The sequence below is a fragment of the bacterium genome, assembly GCA_021371935.1.
Classification (GTDB): Bacteria; Armatimonadota; UBA5829; order UBA5829; family UBA5829; genus UBA5829.
Genome location: JAJFVF010000006.1, coordinates 143303 through 162231 on the forward strand (window position 1 = coordinate 143303; position 18929 = coordinate 162231).

At 50.1% G+C, this 18929-nt stretch carries 20 protein-coding genes; 15 read left to right on the forward strand and 5 right to left on the reverse strand.

Annotation, left to right across the window (positions count from 1 at the left end):
- The first annotated feature begins 9 nt into the window (after positions 1-9).
- From LLG46_05040 to ispD, 8 genes are all read left to right on the forward strand, one after another.
- On the forward strand, positions 10-387 hold the full coding sequence (locus LLG46_05040; GenBank protein ID MCE5322667.1) for an NADH-quinone oxidoreductase subunit A: 378 nt from the start codon (positions 10-12) through the stop codon (positions 385-387).
- The gene (locus LLG46_05045; GenBank protein ID MCE5322668.1) at positions 378-875 is read left to right on the forward strand and encodes an NADH-quinone oxidoreductase subunit B; all 498 of its coding nucleotides are present in this window, start codon (positions 378-380) and stop codon (positions 873-875) included. The genes LLG46_05040 and LLG46_05045 overlap by 10 nt, the downstream gene beginning before the upstream one ends.
- Before the next feature lie 35 nt (positions 876-910).
- A complete protein-coding gene (locus LLG46_05050) occupies positions 911-1111 on the forward strand; it encodes a type II toxin-antitoxin system HicB family antitoxin (protein MCE5322669.1) in 201 nt (66 codons plus the stop codon).
- Positions 1108-1305 carry a type II toxin-antitoxin system HicA family toxin gene (locus LLG46_05055; GenBank protein ID MCE5322670.1) on the forward strand — a complete coding sequence of 66 codons (198 nt, stop codon included), beginning with the start codon at positions 1108-1110 and terminating at the stop codon, positions 1303-1305. Before LLG46_05050 ends, LLG46_05055 begins: the two co-directional genes overlap by 4 nt.
- 49 nt (positions 1306-1354) lie before the next feature.
- The gene (locus LLG46_05060; GenBank protein ID MCE5322671.1) at positions 1355-1798 is read left to right on the forward strand and encodes an NADH-quinone oxidoreductase subunit C; all 444 of its coding nucleotides are present in this window, start codon (positions 1355-1357) and stop codon (positions 1796-1798) included.
- Positions 1782-2888, forward strand: a complete 1107-nt coding sequence (locus LLG46_05065) for an NADH-quinone oxidoreductase subunit D (protein MCE5322672.1) — start codon at positions 1782-1784, stop codon at positions 2886-2888. Before LLG46_05060 ends, LLG46_05065 begins: the two co-directional genes overlap by 17 nt.
- 64 nt (positions 2889-2952) lie before the next feature.
- Positions 2953-4143, forward strand: coding sequence for a TRAM domain-containing protein (locus tag LLG46_05070; protein MCE5322673.1), 1191 nt, complete (start codon positions 2953-2955; stop codon positions 4141-4143).
- Positions 4091-5242, forward strand: coding sequence for a 2-C-methyl-D-erythritol 4-phosphate cytidylyltransferase (gene ispD / locus LLG46_05075; protein MCE5322674.1), 1152 nt, complete (start codon positions 4091-4093; stop codon positions 5240-5242). Before LLG46_05070 ends, ispD begins: the two co-directional genes overlap by 53 nt.
- Positions 5243-5299: 57 nt before the next feature.
- On the opposite strand, the gene LLG46_05080 is transcribed toward ispD, so the two are convergent.
- Both LLG46_05080 and LLG46_05085 read right to left on the reverse strand, forming a co-directional pair.
- Positions 5300-5677, reverse strand: a complete 378-nt coding sequence (locus LLG46_05080; protein ID MCE5322675.1) for a hypothetical protein — start codon at positions 5675-5677, stop codon at positions 5300-5302.
- Between the two features lie 10 nt (positions 5678-5687).
- Positions 5688-5858 carry a hypothetical protein gene (locus LLG46_05085; protein MCE5322676.1) on the reverse strand — a complete coding sequence of 57 codons (171 nt, stop codon included), beginning with the start codon at positions 5856-5858 and terminating at the stop codon, positions 5688-5690.
- 627 nt (positions 5859-6485) lie between these two features.
- On the opposite strand from LLG46_05085, the gene LLG46_05090 reads away from it, so the two are divergent.
- The 6 genes from LLG46_05090 to LLG46_05115 all read left to right on the forward strand — a co-directional run bounded on the left by LLG46_05090 (position 6486) and on the right by LLG46_05115 (position 13691).
- On the forward strand, positions 6486-9713 hold the full coding sequence (locus LLG46_05090) for an FG-GAP-like repeat-containing protein (protein MCE5322677.1): 3228 nt from the start codon (positions 6486-6488) through the stop codon (positions 9711-9713).
- Between the two features lie 168 nt (positions 9714-9881).
- Positions 9882-10022: a DUF5679 domain-containing protein gene (locus tag LLG46_05095; protein MCE5322678.1), complete on the forward strand. Its 141-nt coding sequence runs from the start codon at positions 9882-9884 to the stop codon at positions 10020-10022.
- Positions 10023-10163: 141 nt separating this feature from the next.
- Positions 10164-11060, forward strand: coding sequence for a tetratricopeptide repeat protein (locus tag LLG46_05100; protein ID MCE5322679.1), 897 nt, complete (start codon positions 10164-10166; stop codon positions 11058-11060).
- 227 nt (positions 11061-11287) lie between these two features.
- A complete protein-coding gene (gene gltX, locus LLG46_05105; protein ID MCE5322680.1) occupies positions 11288-12760 on the forward strand; it encodes a glutamate--tRNA ligase in 1473 nt (490 codons plus the stop codon).
- The gene (gene trxA, locus LLG46_05110) at positions 12709-13089 is read left to right on the forward strand and encodes a thioredoxin (GenBank protein ID MCE5322681.1); all 381 of its coding nucleotides are present in this window, start codon (positions 12709-12711) and stop codon (positions 13087-13089) included. The genes gltX and trxA overlap by 52 nt, the downstream gene beginning before the upstream one ends.
- Before the next feature lie 197 nt (positions 13090-13286).
- A complete protein-coding gene (locus LLG46_05115; GenBank protein ID MCE5322682.1) occupies positions 13287-13691 on the forward strand; it encodes a hypothetical protein in 405 nt (134 codons plus the stop codon).
- Positions 13692-13693: 2 nt separating this feature from the next.
- Here the strand turns inward: LLG46_05115 and LLG46_05120 are convergent, their stop codons facing one another.
- From LLG46_05120 to LLG46_05130, 3 genes are read right to left on the reverse strand one after another with little or no spacing between them, the layout of a single operon-like run.
- Positions 13694-16225 (reverse strand): ABC transporter permease, encoded by a 2532-nt coding sequence (locus LLG46_05120; protein MCE5322683.1) that lies wholly within the window; start codon positions 16223-16225, stop codon positions 13694-13696.
- Positions 16219-16932, reverse strand: coding sequence for an ABC transporter ATP-binding protein (locus LLG46_05125; GenBank protein MCE5322684.1), 714 nt, complete (start codon positions 16930-16932; stop codon positions 16219-16221). Before LLG46_05125 ends, LLG46_05120 begins: the two co-directional genes overlap by 7 nt.
- Complete coding sequence (locus LLG46_05130) at positions 16929-18356, reverse strand: efflux RND transporter periplasmic adaptor subunit (protein MCE5322685.1); 1428 nt, start codon at positions 18354-18356, stop codon at positions 16929-16931. Before LLG46_05130 ends, LLG46_05125 begins: the two co-directional genes overlap by 4 nt.
- Positions 18357-18587: 231 nt before the next feature.
- On the opposite strand from LLG46_05130, the gene LLG46_05135 reads away from it, so the two are divergent.
- Positions 18588-18926: a helix-turn-helix transcriptional regulator gene (locus LLG46_05135; protein ID MCE5322686.1), complete on the forward strand. Its 339-nt coding sequence runs from the start codon at positions 18588-18590 to the stop codon at positions 18924-18926.
- The last annotated feature ends 3 nt before the right edge of the window (positions 18927-18929 follow it).

The window sequence follows — 18929 nt, forward strand, 5'->3', positions numbered from 1 at the left end:
GGGGCAACTTTGCTGGCAAAAGACTTTCTTGCGGTAGCGATATTTATAATTGTAGGGATTGCGTTCGTCGCCATCACATTGATTGCGGCATGGGTCATAAGGCCATACAGACCGTCCGAAGAGAAACTCAAAACATATGAATGCGGCAAGGAACCAATCGGACCCGCCTGGCTGCAGTTTCGGGTAGGATATTACATCTATGCACTGGTCTTCCTGATCTTTGACGTTGAGGCAGTGTTTCTCTTTCCATGGGCGGCCAAGATGCTGGACTTCAGCAAAAACCATGCCCTGGCCGTCTTGGGTCTGGTCGATATGGTGATATTTGTCGCCGTGCTGGCGGTAGGCCTTGTGTGGGCGTACAAGAAAGGTGTTTTGGAATGGAAGTAGACCGCCCGTTTGATTATATCGAAAGAGTGCCCGGCGGGACTATCATAACCACGACGGTAGACAAAGTGCTCGAATGGGGACGTGAGTCTTCACTGTGGTACTTCGCGTTCGGCCTGGCATGCTGCGCGATAGAGATGCTGATGGCCGCAGGTGCCGCAAGGTATGACCTCGACCGGTTCGGAATGATGTTCAGATCGACACCACGCCAGAGCGATCTTATGATCGTGGCTGGAACAGTCAGCAAGAAAATGGCTCCATGCGTAAAGAGGCTCTATGAACAAATGGCGGAACCGAGATATGTGATCGCCACAGGAAGCTGCGCCAACGCGGGTGGGCCGTTTGCAGACTCTTATGCGGTCGTCAAAGGTGTGGACAAGATCATTCCTGTTGATGTCTACGTTCCTGGCTGCCCACCAAGACCTGAAGCTATCATGTATGCAGTCTCTCAGCTTAAAGAGAAGATGAGAGCCGAAGTGGGACGGAAATAATTCTGAGCGGTTGAGCAAAAGGCTGGTGAACCGATATGAAGCTGAAGATACATGTTCATGAGGAAGATGGCGGATATTGGGCAGAAGTCCCTGCAATTCCCGGCTGTGCAACACAGGGAGATACATTCGAGGAACTGCTTCAAAATGTTTACGAAGCCGTAGAAGCATGCCTATCGGTGGATATGGAGCAATTGCCCACAGATGAGAAAACGCGCATCATGGACATAGCCGTATGAAGCCCCTGTCCGGTAAAGAGTTGGCCAAATTGCTTGAACAGAACGGCTGGAAGTTGGCTCGAATCCGCGGCAGTCATCATGTATACACAAAACCTGGCCGGGTCGAGCGTATTTCTGTGCCAATCCATGGCAATTCGCCGCTCAAGCCGGGACTACAGCGCTTTCTGTTAAAAGCTGCTGGAATTGAAATCTAGATTTATGCCATATCAAGACAAAACTAATAACTGAGAACTGATAACTATTATGTCTGAAATTATAGAAAAAACAATTAGAGATAGCTTCCCTGATGCTGTGTTGGAAAGTAAAGACGTTTTCGGGACACTCAATATCAAGATCAAGCCGGAAGCTCTTGTTGAAATCTGCGAGATGCTCCATTCGCTCGATCAGACGCCTTTCGATTACCTGGCCGATGTCACTGCAATCGACTGGAAAGACCGCATCGAAGTGGTCTATCATATGACGGCTCTGGCAAGCAATACGAAACTTGCTCTCAGAGTCGACTTGGACAAAGATAAACCGGAAGTTGAGTCAGTGACAAGCATCTGGAAGGGTGCGAACTTCCAGGAACGGGAGGTCTATGACCTGATGGGGGTCGTATTTACAGGCCACCCGGACCTTCGTCGAATTCTGCTGCCGGAGGACTGGCAGGGTTATCCATTAAGGAAAGATTATGTCATCGAGGATTAAAACCGAACTACTCGAAATAAATATGGGTCCGCAGCACCCCAGCACACACGGTGTGCTCAGACTGGACACTAAGCTCGACGGCGAGGTGGTGGTGGAGTGCCGGCCTGATGTGGGATATCTGCACCGCGGCGTTGAAAAACTCGCCGAGATGAGGCAGTATATACAGTTTATCCCAATCACCGACAGGCTCGATTACCTCGCGTCCATGCTCGGAAATATGGCGTATGTGGGAGCGATCGAAAAACTTGCGAATATCGAAGTCCCTGAGCGAGCCGAATATATCCGCGTGATCATGATGGAGCTTCAGAGGGTAGCAAGCCACCTGATCTTTTTCGGGTCCATGGGACTAGACCTCGGGGCAACAACGCCATTCATATACGGCATGCGCGAGCGCGAAGACATACTCGACCTCTTTGAGATGACGTGTGGAGCAAGGCTGACATATAACTATTTCCGTCCCGGCGGAGTATCCAAAGACCTGCCCGGCGGCTTTCTTGAGAAATGCAAAGCCTATGTAAAGAAGCAGCGTGAAAAACTTCCTGAATACGATGACCTGCTCACCAACAACCAGATATTCAAAGCGCGAATGCATAATGTGGGAATAATATCCGCCGAGGATGCAATCAACTACTCCATGAGCGGACCGAGCCTGAGAGCATCGGGAGTGGCATATGACGTGCGAAAGGCTGACCCATACTGCGTATATGACAAACTCGATTGGAAGATCGCCACTCGCACTGAGGGCGACAGTCTGGCTCGATATCTGTGCCGTATCGACGAAATCAGACAGAGTCTGAATATTATCGAGCAGGCGTTGGATTTGATTCCAGAAGGTAAACTGGATTACAAGACTCCACTCAAGCTGAAAGTCCCGGAAGGTGAAGTTTATTTCCATATCGAGTCCGCCAGAGGCGATGTCGGGGTATATCTGGTAAGTGACGGCTCCGATAAGCCTTACAGACTTAAGTGGCGCGCACCGTCATTTATCAACCTGGGAGCCGTCAATCAGATGGTCAAGGGTTGGAAAATTGCAGATATTGTTGCCGTCGTGGGCAGCATCGACGTTGTCATGGGCGAAGTAGACAGATAAATTTAGATTTTATATTTTGGATTTTATATTTACTATTTTGGTGTATAGAAAGGAGGTGATATGAATGGCAATCAGCAGTAGGCGAGTTAGACCACTATTTACTCTTGCATTTGTAATCATAGGTGGAGTCATCGGTCATGCCCTGGCTTTTCACACGCTGCTGCGATTTGACGCTTATCTTAAAGCATCAAGCACCGAAAATCTCAAATTCCTTGGGTTTATCCCAATAAACCCCGTGGAACTGAGTTCGGGCGAAAAGTGGCGTTTGTACGCAGTATTTATCGTTGCCGGAGCACTGCTTGGCTTTGCGCTCGAACGATTTGCATTTTTGCAGATCAAAAGCACAAAGTCTAAATGGGATATCATGGCTCCTCAGGAAAAGATCGGCGCGGTCTCAGGTCTCGTACTGGGTCTTTTACTAACATTACTTCTCCGCAGCATTCTTCCTATTCCGTCATGGGTCAATATCATTATCGCCGCGTTGTTATGTTATATGTCGATGGTGGCACTCGAAAGTCTGATGGAACAGGTGAGGTTCTACTTTCCCGGTTCGATGCCGGCCTCAAAAAGCAGTTCGCACATCAACAGCCGACCAAAAATACTCGATACCAACGTCATAATCGATGGCCGGATCGCCGATATTGCACGTGCAGGCTTCGTCGAAGGTCCGGTCTATGTGCCCAAATTCGTGCTGGAAGAACTCCAGCAGATCGCTGACTCCAGCGATTCACTTAAGCGGGCAAGAGGCAGAAGAGGTCTGGATATCTTGAACCAGATGCAGAAAGAAATGGAACTGCACATCCCCGAGTTCTCATCAGTAGACCCGAACGATGAAGTTGATGCAAGGCTGGTTGTGGCGGCACGTGAGGTGCATGGTGCAATCGTCACAAATGACTACAATCTCAATCGTGTGGCCGAACTGCAGGGCGTGGATGTGTTGAACATAAACGAACTGGCCAACGCGCTCAAGCCGGTCGTGCTGCCTGGCGAAGAAATGCGTGTGACCATCATTCGCGAGGGTAAGGAGAAAGACCAGGGCATCGGCTACCTCGATGATGGAACGATGATTGTGGTCGAAGGCGGCAGAAAACTGATCGGCGAAACCCTCGATGTATCTGTCACGAGCGTTTTGCAGACAGTGCAGGGGAAAATGATATTCGGCAAGAGCAAGGAAAACTCTGATCAGGAAAGCGACTCGTTTGATGAAGGCATGCGCTCTTATACCGGCGGCAGGACGAGGAGAAAGATTCGGTAGACCCGTAAACAAAGTGTTCGCAGAGATCGCAGGCAAACCGATTCTCGCGCACACAATATCGGTCTTTGAATCGTGCGAAGCCATCGGTGAGATAATAATAGTCGCGGGCAAAAATGAGATCGAAGCGGTCGGCGAGTTGGTCGACCGCTTCGGTTTTGGCAAAGTTACGCATATCACGGAAGGTGGAAAAGAGCGGCAGGATTCAGTCTATCGGGGACTTGAAAAGGTCACCTCGGAGATTGTGGCGATACACGATGCAGCCAGGCCTATGGTCACGTGTGACATAATCTCTCGGTCTATTGACGAAGCGCAAAGATCCGGCGCATGTATTGTTGCTGTGCCCGTAATTGACACTATTAAGTCGGTGACGCCGCAGTGTATGGTTTCGGACACGATCGACCGCTCAAACCTCTATTGCATTCAGACACCTCAGACATTCAAGATCGAGCTTATCAAAAAGGCATATGACCAGGCTTACGCCGACGGTTATTATGCTACGGATGACTCGGCGTTGGTGGAGAGAATCGGTGAAAAAGTGGCGATAGTGCAGGGATCATACGATAATATCAAGATCACTACCCCATCGGATATGGAACTGGCATCAATGAAACTTGGCGCAGGAATTCACAGATCGGGAATCGGCTTCGATGTACATGCTTTTGCCGAAGGCCGTAAGTTGGTCCTTGGAGGAATCGATATACCATATGAGAAAGGCTTGGCAGGCCACTCAGATGCAGATGTAATTATTCACGCCATAATGGACGCTCTGTTGGGAGCAGCAGCACTTGGAGACATCGGCAGACACTTCCCCGACTCCGACCCGTCATATAAAGGAATTTCCAGCATAAAACTGCTCACGCATGTCGGCAACCTGCTTGCAAAAGACGGCTGGCACATAAGCAACATAGACGCTGTGGTAATATGTGAGCAGCCTAAGATATCCCCGCACGTCAAGGAGATGGTCAAAGGTATCGCGGAGTGCCTGAAGATTGAGACGGGCTGCATAAACATAAAAGGCACAACAACTGAAAAACTGGGGTTTACGGGCAGGGGTGAAGGAATTGCATGTCAGGCAATTGCCACACTTAATAAAGTCTAGCCAGCAGATAAAAATATAGACCGGGTTGTATGAACCCGGTCTTGCTCAATTACATTTTCAACCAGACTCTCTACAGCCTCTTGGAGGATGACACCAAGTCACCATCGCCATCCTCGCTGTGTCGCCTATAGAGATCCAGGCCAGTAGATTAACCGATTCGCCGCTATCTGCCTCAAACGCACTGAGGAAATCCTCCAGCTTTTCCCACATTCGTGAGAAAAAGCCACGAATGCAAAATCCCCCTCCTCCCGCAGATGGCTGTTCGCCTCCGTCAAAGAGGAATCTTAGATCGCGATATAATCTAATCCGCGCTTCTTCGGGAAGGTCTTTAGCCCTCTCTACCCGATGCATTTTCATATGCTTTTCGATAACTCTGGCAGCGCGATTTGCCATCGTCTGAGGCACATCAGGCGTCTCGGGAAATAGCTTCTTCACTTACTTCACCTCAGAGCGCAGTGAGATCGCTCACCAGACTTACCTTCTGCTCGGGGCACAGCGTGTTGGGCCTCAGCTCCCGACCTTGCAGTTTTGATTCAAAATCAAGATGTCTATCGATCACATCTGTCATCTTGTCGGCTCTGTGGACCAGGCTCTCCCAGTCCTCAGCCACAGGCATGGGAAACTCCTCAAACTCCTTACTCGGAGATTCCTGCCCACTACTTGTCAATAACAAGCGGCTGGGTTCCCGCATTTTTATCACCTCTCTCAAGTTGAAGACGCCCAAAGAAGGGTTACCCACGCGCCCTATAAAGTAAACGAGACAACAAGAGAACTTAATGTATAGTTTACAACATCGAAACAAGCTCACACTAAGGAATAATCCCATGGAAATAACCAAATCTGGGAACATTTCGGGCGTTCATACACTCAAAGAAACAGGTGCAGTGAAAGATAGCAGCCAACCCTATGCATATTCAGAGAGATTGTGTTGACTTTGAGAATCAAGTGTGGTAAGATTAGTGACAGAAGATTAATTGAGTGAACTACTTCGACTTGATTTTCCACACATGTGATATGGGTCCGCAGCTAACTTGCAGCACCAAGGTATCACACAGGCGACAATAGGATAAGCTTCTGGCAGGGCTTGTTTTATGTCTTGAGCGCGAAAGTGCTCTCGTAGTCGCCATGGGTGGAAAGGGGGAGTTCGATGAGAACTCTGCGGTTGGGCGTTGCAACTTTTTTTGTACGTACACTAGTACCATTATCAGCGGCTGTATGCATACTCTTATTATGCAACAGTTCAATGGGACAAAACGCCTCCAAATCCACCACTTCCTCCGTAAACAAATACTCGACAGCGTTGACGTGTATCAAAAGGCTGCCTGATGGTGCATATGTCTACTTGAATCAGAAAGTCGTCTCCTGCATTATGAGCAGCTCGTTCTATATAGAAGAACCCGACAGGTCAGCCGGCATTAAGGTCATAATGAGTCCTGGAGGTTATGTCCCTCTGGAACTTAGAAGAGGAAATCTAGTAACTCTGTCGGGTTATATGTCCACCGTCAACAACGAACGCGTGGTTATTGAAGAAAATGATATCGAGATCGACTCCAGTTCATCCGTAATGATAAAACCTTTGGGTATGAATGTTGCCGCAATTATGGGCTGGCCCGTGAAATATACAGAACCATTCGGTCCCAGAATAACCGGTCTGCTTCCTTATGGCCTGTATGTTAGGCTCTGGGGAATAATCACACAGGGAAGCACCTACGACGAAAATGCCGACACTTTCTGTTATATCGATGACGGTTGGGGCAAATTCGACGGAAGTGATATCAATGCAGAAGGTGTGAGAGTATATGTCAACAAAACGCTGGATGCAGGCGAAACTATGTGCGTAAATGGTGTCCTATCCACCAAATCGTATGATCCGAACTCAGCCATGACTGGTGATGAAACTTATATACCCTGTATATTGACTACAGAGGAATCTGATCTGGCTGCTCCTGAGACTACATCAACAACTCCAACTTATGCCTCAGTCTCCGGTCGTATTCGACTTGTAGGAGAACTCACCGGCAGGCCTGTCCGAATATATTCTGATAAATGCAGCATTGTCCTAAACAACGTGACCGATCAATGGACGTCGTTCACACTCAGCAATATTCCGTCCGGTGGAGTAAACGTGTGTGCCTCCGCTAATGGCTATAAATCCGCAACTCGAGCAGTTAACATTGGTGATGCAGGTGTTGATTTTGAATTGCAGCCATCCGACACTCACACGGATATTGCGAGCGATAAAGATTCGATAGCAATCTGTTCTGAAGATACCGCACATATATGCGTTATTCGGCGTGATTGTGAAGGTAAAGGTCTGGAAGGACTGCAAGTGCGATTGACAACTACGAAAGGAATCTTCACAGAGTCGAACTCGACCCAATTCATCGGCGCAACCGATTCTGCAGGGTGCTTGTACGTGCATCTTTCGGCGGGAACTGACGGCGCGGGCACAGCACTAGTTACGGCTGAAACATATCCGTCGGCAGATCAGTCGGCTGAAACAAGTGTTGAGCTAAAAGGACCGGTAATTAGTGTATTTGCATCACCAAAGATCCTCGATGCAGTTGGTTCATCAACAGTAACTGCACATGTAGAGCTAAACGATGTGGTTCTGCAGAACGTTCCAATTACCTTTGTCACCGATAAAGGGCAGTTCGAGGGAAACAGCTCCCAAAGCTACACCACACTTTCAGACAGCAACGGCTATGCGACCGCCACCCTAACTCTATCAGAACAAGGCACTGCAATAGTGACGGCGAGCTTTGAAGATAATTGCTTAAACACAGCAAAAGATTGGACTGTGGTTGCATGCACGGCTCAGCCCTGGTACGACGTGCCTATCAAACAATCGCACCCACTGGTTGAAGATTTGGATGGCGATGCGGACGGCAAGAAGGAAGTTGTCGTGCTGACAGGCACAGGATACCTGGTGGCACTCAAGGCAAACGGAGATCTATACTGGTCAAGAGGGCCGTTCGTTTCAGAGAACAATTGCGGCAACACAAGCCCATCGTGTGCTCCTACGGACAGTGAGCGATCGGGAAAACCTTGCGTGTTTCTGCCCACAGAAAGTCCAAAGGCAATCCATGCGTTTTCCTACAACGGCAGCCCATTGGCAGGCTGGCCTACGTATTCACGATACTCATTTTTCGATATGGCATGCTCGATCGGAGACATAAATCTTGATGGAAGCCCGGAGTTTGTATGCGGTGATCAATCGTGCTACGTGTGGTCATGGAATCCAACCGGAAATTGGACCGCAAGCGCTGACACAGATGCGCCATGCCTTTGGGTTAATCTTACGGGAAATTGTAATACTGTGATCCACTCCTCAACATGTGCACTGGGAGATATGGATAATGACGAGAATGGAATTCTCGACGTTATTGTAGGCACTATAACCACACCTGGAAACATCTTCGGTTTTCCGGGAGACGCATGGGGCAACTATTCAAGCAGCGGTTATTATCTCGACGGCTGGCCAAAGACCGGCGGCGGACAGATCGAAACAGCTCCAGCCATCGGGGATATAGATGGCGATGGCAAAAATGACGTGGCATGGGGAGCTGGTGATGGCAACTTGCACATTTTGCTATCGAGCACAGACTCTCAATTACTTATCAAAATAAGTAAAGCCGTCAAATCCTCACCAGCATTGGCCGACCTGGATGGCGACGGGAAACTGGACGTGATAGTGGGTTCGGATACCGGATATGTTTATGCATTCAATTATCTTGGGCAATCGCTCGCTGGTTGGGAAGATGGCATTTGTCTTGATCCAGAAGAAAACAATCCCATCGGTGCACCCGTAAGCGTCGGCGACATAACAGGAGACGGGCAGATAGACGTAGTTGCTGTCTGTGATGATGGTTTTGCATACGCCATCTACGCAGACGGAAGAAACCATGCAGGTAGTACCAGCCCTATTGCCTGGGCGGGATGCTGCACGCAATCAAGCACAGCTGAATTTGAAGGGCATAGCGCACCTGTAATCGATGATATCGATAATGATGGGTTGGTTGAAATCTTGGTGGCGGGCAACCAGGGAATCTACCTCTTCCAAACTAATGCATCACACTCATCAGATTCATCGCTTTATCCATGGCCGACATTCCACCGAGACAATCGACGGTCAGGATGCGCCACCAGTGTCCCTGCACCTGTCAACGCTTCCATTCAGGGCATAATAAGCCACGATGGAACGCCTGTCTCGGGCGCGCAAATATTTATCTATAAAAACGATGGATCATCGGTATATGCGCCATACTCCGACCCACAAGTTGCACGCAGTTATGTCCTCTCAGTGGGCAGCACACAAACGGATGCCGTGGGCATGGGCGCGTATTGCATCAATCAGCTCGAACCAAATCAGACATACAAGATCAAAGTTGTGGCCACAGGTTATACTACCACATGGTTAACCGATATTGCTGTAACCACTGGTCTGGTCAGGGTCGATATCGCTCTGTAAACAGCCCAAATTGGAACTTACAACCTCAGAAGATACAAAAAAAGCCCCTTTTTTGAATATTTCGAGCGCATACAGGTTATTCAAGAAGGATTTCTCGCATATGACGTTGAAAACAGCCAGGGGGGCAGTCATATTCTCCCTTAACAAGAGAAGGAAGGTGATTGGCAAATGGAAGCTTATTGCGTTAAGTGTAAGGCAAAGAGAGAGATGAAGGACGCGAAAGCCGTCACAATGAAGAACGGTAAACCCGCGACTCAGGGCATTTGTCCGACCTGTGGCACCAAAATGTTCAAGATCGGTAAGGCCTAATCGTAGTTTCCTATAAGTTTTTATCCTTGGCGGAACCAAAAGAGGTTCCGCCTCTTTTTGCTTGTTGGGGTAAGATAAGGGCTGCCAAAGCCAATAATAGTGTATGGTAACAATCAAACACTACAGGAGCTTTGCAGCATTATGGGAGTTCAAGAACTGAGTAAGTCATATCAAAAAGGACTGGAATTTTATGACCAGGGGCTGCTCCTTGATGCAATAACGGCGTTCGAGGAAGTGCTGGCCAACACATCTGTGAAAGCACCCGAAGCCAAACTGGCCGCGTTCTATATCGGGCAGGCACATGCAAGACTTGCCGAAGAAAACCTCAGCAGGGGAGCGCGTCAGCGAGCTGAGGAGCATCTGAGAGAGGCTATCGTCCGCAATCCGAAGTTTCCTGATTTGCACTATCAACTGGCCGAGATAATAGCCGAGTCCGGCGCAATCCATGAAGCTATGGTCGAGCTTGAAGCTGCGCTTGAACTTAACCCAAACTATGCAAAGGCTCTGCTGATGCTTGGAGTGCTTGCATATGAAATAGGTGAGTATGACGCAGGAGCCGAACATATAGCTCATGCAGTCGAACAGGAACCCCGCTACAACACCCAGATATACAGCGATGGTCTTTCTGCACATAAGAAAAACGACCATCGAGGCGCATTGACTCTGTTCAAGGAGATGCCGACTACAAACGTGGACGACATTTCATTCCATTTTGGTGTCGGCAAAAAGCTGTATCGCAGAGGTGATTACAAAGAGGCTGCCGAGGCCTTCGAGCAGGCACTCAGCCTGGAGGAAAAATATCCCGACATACATAACTGGTATGGACTCGCATTGATGGCATGCGCGGAACCTCAGAAGGCTTTCGATCAGTTCCAAAAGGCACTGGACATTAATCCCAACTATACCGCGGCAATTATTAATGCGGGAATCGCCTGTGAAATGATGAAAGTGCCGGATGAGGCAGCTCTCTTCTATAAACGAGCGCTGGAAATCGACCCCGATAACCTGGAGGCTCGTGAGCGGCTGGATCGGCTGTAAACCAAACTAGGTGCATACCAAAACTAAGGGGAAGCTCATATGTCTATGTCATTCCCGCGAAAGCGGGAATCCAGACACCCTGCTTCCATCGCTGCGCCAGTTCCTGGATTCCCAGTCAAGCTGGGAATGACATAAGCTTGGTTGCCTCTTGTACCCAAACAAACCATGACTGAGATTACCGACCCGTGGTATAATACCACGGGTTTTATTTTTGAGAGGTATTTGTTTTGAGTAAACCACGAGTGAGATTTGCGCCCAGCCCGACTGGTTCGCCGCATATCGGAAATATAAGGACCGCCGTATTCGACTATCTCTTTGCAAAGCATGCGGATGGAACATTCATACTGCGTGTTGAAGACACAGATCGCACGCGCTATGTCGAAAACTCACTTGAAGAAATGATGACCGGCTTGAGGTGGCTCGGGATGCAGTGGGACGAGGGACCGGAGGTCGGCGGCAACTATGGACCGTATTTCCAGTCAGAAAGGCTCGATATATATCACAAATACGCTCAGCAGCTTGTAGATGAGGGCAGAGCGTATTATTGCTACTGCTCGCGTGAGCGTCTGGAAGAGATGCGCAAGGTGCAGACAGCGGCAAAAAGACCTACCGGGTATGACAGACGATGCCGTGACCTCACAGATACCCAACGGCAGGAACTCGCAAAAGAGTGCCCCACCCCAGTCATCCGGTTCAAGATGAAACTCGAGGGGCGCACAGAACTGGACGATGTCGTTCGAGGCAGGATCGGGTTCGATAACTCGCTGCAGGACGATTTCATCATAATTAAAGCTGATGGATTTCCAACATATCACTTCGCCTGTGTAGTCGACGATCACTTTATGCAGATCACACATGTCTTCCGTGGTGAAGAGTGGCTATCCAGCGCGCCCAAGCATGTTCAACTGTATGAGGCTCTCAGATGGGAGCAGCCGACGTGGGTGCATTCGACCTCAATACTCGACACATCCGGCAAGAGACTTGCCAAGCGCAGCGGCGTCTCCACGGCATTCATCGACTATATCGAGCAGGGCTATCTGCCTGAGGCTATGCTAAACTTCCTGGCGACCATGGGGTGGAGCGCAGGAGAAGACAAGAAGCTCTATAGCCGCGCTGAGCTGATTGAAAAGTTCAACCTCGAAGGTATTGTAAATCATCCGGCAATCTTCGATCTTGCCAAGCTCAATGACCTCAACGGCGAGTATATACGGATGCTGAACGTTGATGAGCTTGCGGAAATGATACTGCCCAGGCTTCAGGAAGCTGGATATGTAGGTGGATCGCCATCTGATGAGGAGGTTGTTTACCTAAAGGACATCACCGCTCTGATACAGGACAGGCTCGTCACACTGGCGGATGCCGTCGACATGGTCTCATACTTCTATATCGACGATTTCGGGTATGACGAAAAAGGCGCAAAAAAACATCTGGCGAAGGAGAGTGTGCCCCAGGCATTGAAGTCGGTTAGTGATAAGCTCTCATGCGTTCAAATGTGGGATGTGGAATCTATAGGAACTGCCGTCCGCGAGGGCGGAGCAGAGCATGGCCTAGAAGGCGGACATATTATTCATCCAGTCCGCATGGCCGTGACCGGACGAACTTGGGGCCCGGGTCTCTTTGAACTGATGCACGTTTTAGGCAAAGACAGATGCATCGCACGTCTGAACAGAGCAGCAATGGAATTCGACTCAAGGAGGTAATGAAAATGTCAGCAGCACCGGCAATTACAGCCGACAAATTTGAGCAGGAAGTTCTTCAGTCCGAAACGCCAGTATTGGTGGATTTCTGGGCCGAATGGTGCGGACCTTGCAAGGCTCTCGGACCCACTATTGACGAAATTGCAGCGGACTACGTGGGGAAGATGAAAGTCTTTAAGCTGGATGTGCAGAACGAGGCTGCAATCGCCAGCAAATACGGCGTATCAAGCATACCCACGCTGCTGATATTCAAGGGAGGCGAGGTAGCGGACAGAATGGTCGGCCTGCAGCCCAAAGGCAACATTACTTCGCGTCTGGACGCACAACTGTAGACAATGATTTTCCCTCCAGGCAAGACACCTTGAGGGATATTTAGATTGAACACTTGGACGATGGAGCAAAAAACTGGTGCTGGTCGTCTAAGAAGTAGAGTCGCAAGATACTTGAGCTTATCAGAAAACTTGGGTATCATGGAATAGAGATGCACTGGGCAGTAGCGAATTGCCCATATACTGGAGTTGAAGTCACAATGCCGGATGATAAAAGACTGAATCTGAGCGTAGATCTGGATAAGATAGGTGAAGACCTGCTTGCCGATGTAAAAAAAGCTACGGAGGAAGTGAAAAGCAGGCGAGCCTCGGATAAAGAAAACGAAGCTAGGTCTGCAGAAAAAGAAAAATCACGTAAATTATCCGCCGTGATAGTGGCTGTGGGTGTAATCGTTGTTTTGGTGATCGCATACTTCGTGGTTTTCGCGAAGACCCAAGCCCCTGCTCCAACAACATATCAGACCAGAACACCGGCACCTACAATCAAACCGCCCGCCGTCACCCCACCGGCTGCGACACCCCCGCCTCCGGGTAGGCCGATGCAGCAGCCGCGACCTCCGAGAAATCAGCCGCCTGATGATTATGAGCAGCCGCAGGGAATGTAAACTTATCCTATGTCCTTAGTCGCACGGGCAAGCTCGATCTTGCGTATATAACGCAGTCCAGGTACCTGTGCAATCAGCACTGTTATGAGAATGCACAAGACGGCTATCACATATGTCCTGGTAAAAATCACCATCTGAAGGCTGAATGACTCGCTGTCATACATGTGCACGAAAACACCCGCCAGCCATGTCCCAAAGGGCAGCCCGACAATGACACCGCACATAAATGCCAGCAGGTTTTCCAGCAATATCATTAATCCTATTGACCCGGCACTGATCCCAACCGTGCGCAATGTGGCGATCTCACGCGTGCGCTCAATGACATTCATCAGGGTCGAGTTGAACATAATGATCCCGGCAAGCGCTATGGAAAATGAGAGCATGATATAGAAAAACACACGCGATGACTTCATCATCTCTGCTATCTCGTCGTATATCTCCTTGGTGACTATAACGGCAGCTATGTCGTGCATGTTATATAGCTTGTGCTTTATTGCGTTCATATACTTCGGGTCGGCGTCTATTGCTACCGTATTGACCGCATTTGGAGGCAGTTCCATTGCGCCGGCAAACCACCGCCTGACCTGATTGATTGACGCATATGCAGCATCCCCGACCGGCTCATACGCAATCGAGTCTATCGGGACCAGACGATCCATATCCACCTCCAGCAGCGACCGGCTTGGCTTGAGCACGCTGTCGCTGTAGGACTCCAGATTCAACCAGCTCACAGGATAACCCAGCATCAATGACTGAGCGAGTGACGTCTGTTTGTTGTCGGCCAGCTCTGCAAGCTCGGGCATGGTCTTTTCAGGCAGGGTCAAATGGACTCTGCCGCCTTTCCACAAGCCGAGCCTGTTTGCGGTCGAATTGGCGAGCATCAGGCCATTGCTTGGAACCTGGATGGGCTGCATATCCAAGTCGGTAAGGGAGAAAAGTCTGTCGCCCTTACGCAGGCCGTATATGAGGACAGTTTTTGAGGCGTCTCCCTTAACAAACTTACCAGAAACGATCAGCGCAGGCTCAACCCGTCTGACGCCTTTCCATGTGGCGATTTGGCTGATAGTCGATTCGCTCTGGGCGTTGAGATATGACGCCATTGCGCTGTAGTGCATGCTGTGTTTGAAATAGAAGTCTATTGCAGCCACGCTGGAGTCGAGCATGGAAGCAGCAACGAGCACCAGAGTAAGCGCCGAAGCAACCCCCGCCACAGTGGAAAAAGTTCTGCGCGGGTTTCTGATAAAGTTGCGCATCGGCAGCCGCATCATAAGTGACAACAAGCGCAAGAACGGCAGGATTTTCTCAAATATCGGCTTCCGTCCACCTGAAGGGAGTTCTATGCCTATCGCATCTGCAGGCGCAAGGTTCGCCGCATGAACTGCAGGAAGTATTCCCGCAATCAGCATGACCAGGCATGTCGAGATAAAGCCCGCTGCGACTATACCCCAACGCGGGCTGGCATCTATATACGGCACCTGGATGAAACCGGTATAGAACCTCGTGGTCAGGATGCCGAAATAGTGGCCGGCAAGACTGCCTATCAGCCCGCTGAGAATGCCTATTATCAGTGAGAATTGCGCATAGTGCACGGCTATTGCAGATTTTGAAAACCCAACCGCACGCAAAAAACCAATCTGGCCGCGCTGGGCATGTACCATCCTGCCGAGCATGTTATATATGCTCAGGCTGGATATGGTCAAAAACAGTATCGGGAAGAAAACAGCAAGAGTCTGCATTCCCTGCAGGTCGAGACGGAGAAACTCGACGCTGGGCTGTTTTTCACGGGTGACCACTTCGTCCGCACCATAAGGCTGCATTATGCGTTCGGCAATGCGCATGGCAGTGCGTCTATTGCCGTCGGGAGCCATCAAAACCTGGACATCGTTGATCGAACCGTCAGTGCCGAAAAGCTCATCAACCGTGGCCGTGCGTGCCCACATCACACCGAATGTGCGTGAATTGGAAAAAGAGTCCTCGCTGCTGCGGACAACATAGATATACTCAGGACTCTGGACTACCCCGACTATCTTGAAGTGAATCTTCTCGTCCATAACCACGATATTGATCGTGTCGCCGGGCTTGTAGTGATGATACTCGGCAAACCCGGCCTCCATGAGCACTTCATGGGAGTTGCCTGCCCGCGGATAAGTGCCGGAAATGAGCTTCAACTGATTTATCGCGGGCTTGCCGTAATCGGGCAGGCCGATTATTCGCCCGATCACCTTTTTGCTCGACGAAAGCGGCTGGTCTATCTCGATCTCTTGGACAGTGCGACCCTGAACATCCCTCACGCCGGGAATCCGCCTGAGGTTATTCACAATGTCGTCCGGTGCGCTCTGCATCTGGATGCTGAAATCGGCCAGTTTGAGCTTTTCATACGAAAGCTCATATGACCTGCCGAGGTTTAGGTATAACTCATAAGCCGTGCCGAATAGTGTGATCCCCACCGCCGCCAGCAGGACTATCCCCAGAAACATCCACGGCGAAGACCGCAGGTCGCGCAGGAGCTTTAGGTTGAGTTTCGAGCCTACCACTGCAGTTCACCGGGGTCCCGCGGAGTTGCATTAACCTCAACACTTACAATCTCACCGCTGCGCATACGCACCACTCGGTTGGCTATAGGAGCTAGGGCGGAGTTGTGGGTGACCATCAAGACTGTGATGTTGCCTGACGTGGTGAGGTCCGAGAGCACCTTGAGCACTTTAATGCCCGTCTCGAAGTCGAGGTTGCCTGTAGGCTCGTCGGCAAGCAGTATCACAGGCCGCTTGACCAGCGCGCGGGCTATCGCGACCCTTTGCTGCTCGCCTCCCGAAAGTTCACTCGGAAAATGATCGGCTCTGTCGCCCAGCCCCACAGACTCCAGCACCTCCGTTGAGCCTAGAGGATTGGCAACCAACTCTGCCACAAGATCGACATTTTCACGAGCTGTGAGGGTGGGAACCAGGTTAAAGAACTGAAACACGAACCCGACACTGTAACGGCGATAATCGGTGAGTTCGTCGTCCGTCATCAAGGCCAAGTCCTGACCATCGAATATAACTTGCCCTTCAGTCGGTGTATCGATGCCACCGATGATGTTGAGCATAGTCGTCTTGCCCGATCCGCTCGGACCCAGCACTACCAGAAACTCGCCCTGCATCACCGAAAATGTAGTCGGCTTGAGCGCGTGCACACTTACCTCGCCCGTGCCATATGTTTTGGCCGCATTCTCTAGTTGAAGCAGAGTATTGTTTGTGTTCACTTAACCACTTTGACCTCAATGCCGTCTGAGAGTTTGTCTAGTTCCGTGACTGCCACTCTGTCACTATTTTTGAGACCTGAGAGAATCTGGGTGAAATCGAAGTTGGACTGGCCGACCCTCACCTCCACGCGGTGCGCCTTTTTGCCCCTTATTACATAGACAATGTCTTTGTCGCCGTCGTGCATCACGGCATCGTTCGGAACAAGCAGCATTCGCCCACCTGTTGGTATGGAGCCGTTGATATCGACCTCCATGCCTGGTCGAAGCGTAATACTCTTATCGTCAATACGAATCTTCGCACGGACTATCTTCGCCCGCACCCGACCGACATCTTTAGGCTCGGCAATACGAGAGACCATAATTACACTGCCTGAAATCTTTCTGCCGGGATATGCATCCAGAGTTATATCTACCTTTTGGCCTAGAGCCACTGCGGCAGCGTCTTCTTCGTCGACTTCAGCAGTCACCCATATTTTGTCGAGAGCCGAAACCGTGTATATTGGGTCGAGAGGCATAGATGTCTCGCCGACCTCTTTATGCTTTCGAGCGACTATGCCCGTAACAGGGCTGGTGATGGTTGTAAATGATAACTGTGACTGGGCATTGGCAAGCGCCGCCTGTGCTTCGACTGCACGAGCACGAGCGGCCTGGACCTGACGCTTGCTTGCCGAAGCCCTATGCATTGAAGCCTGAGCCTCTCGAAGCGCTGCTTCAGCCTCCCTAACCTGAGCGCGGGATGCGTCAACAGTCTCTTTGCGAGGACCTGCGATGAGCCTGTTGAGTTGCTGCTGAGCAGAATCGACTGCAGCCTGCGCTGCATCGTTGCTTGCCTTGGCACTGTCGCGCTCCTGAGCTGAGATTGCCCCGCCTTTGAAGAGCGCTTCTGCCCGTTGATATTTCTGCTTTGCATCAATCGCATTTGCCTTTGTTTGCGCCAGGACTGCACGCTGAGCCGCTATATCCTCAGAACGCGAACCTGCTTCCAAGTCACGGAGATTGTGCCTTGCAGCATTAAGAGATGCGCGTGCACGGTCGACTGCGGCGGATAATTGCCCGGAATCAGCCTTTGCTGAATCTTCGGCGGCTTCTACATCCCGGTCGGCTGCCGCAGCGGCTGCTCGTGCACTGTCCACAGCCGCCAGCAGATCACTATCCTCAAGCTGGACCAGCGTCTGGCCTTTGCGGACATGGTTGCCCTCCTGAGCATATAGCTTCACTATCCTGGCAGTCACTCTTGGACTGATATCAGAAAGCTCGCCCTCGACGACACCAGTGCTGGAAAGATTCAGTGTCAGAACTCCTTCAGTCACCGGCACGGTCTTGACCGCAAACGGCCTGGGAATCGCCGCATTGACGACGAGGACTATTATCGCAATTACAATAAGCACCCACCATGGAAATTTGCGTCTGCGCTTAGATTTCAATGAGATTTCCCCTCTTGGATTTGTACTTTTGTAATTAAACACTAGACTGAACAAGTCCTTTTTATGTAATCGTTCTGTCTTTTACATCAACTCTGGTAATGCACAAGATAGTATGAAAATGGCTCGAGTTTGAACGCAAATTTTTTTGCGATGTCGCAAATAGAAGTTGACAAACTGCTGTATGATGATATAATACATCTAAATCCAATGTATCTTCATAGGAGGTATAATATGCCTGCTCCAACGGAATTGGTGAAGGGAAACGCGCTGGTATTGATATTATCGTGCTTGGCGATCGAACCTATGCATGGATATCGAATAGTAAAACAGCTCGAACAGATGAGCGAAGGATATTTTCAAATGCGAGAGGGAACGCTCTACCCGCACCTGCATCAGCTCGAAAAGGACGGTCTGATCGAAGGCTGTTGGGAAAGTTCGTCTGGTGGGCGCGAACGCAAGATGTACGCCATTACCGAACGCGGCAAGATGGAACTATCCCACAAACTGAAACAGTGGCAGGAGTTTCAGAGTAATGTAAACCGTGTGCTCGGACTTGCGCAGGAATCATAAGGA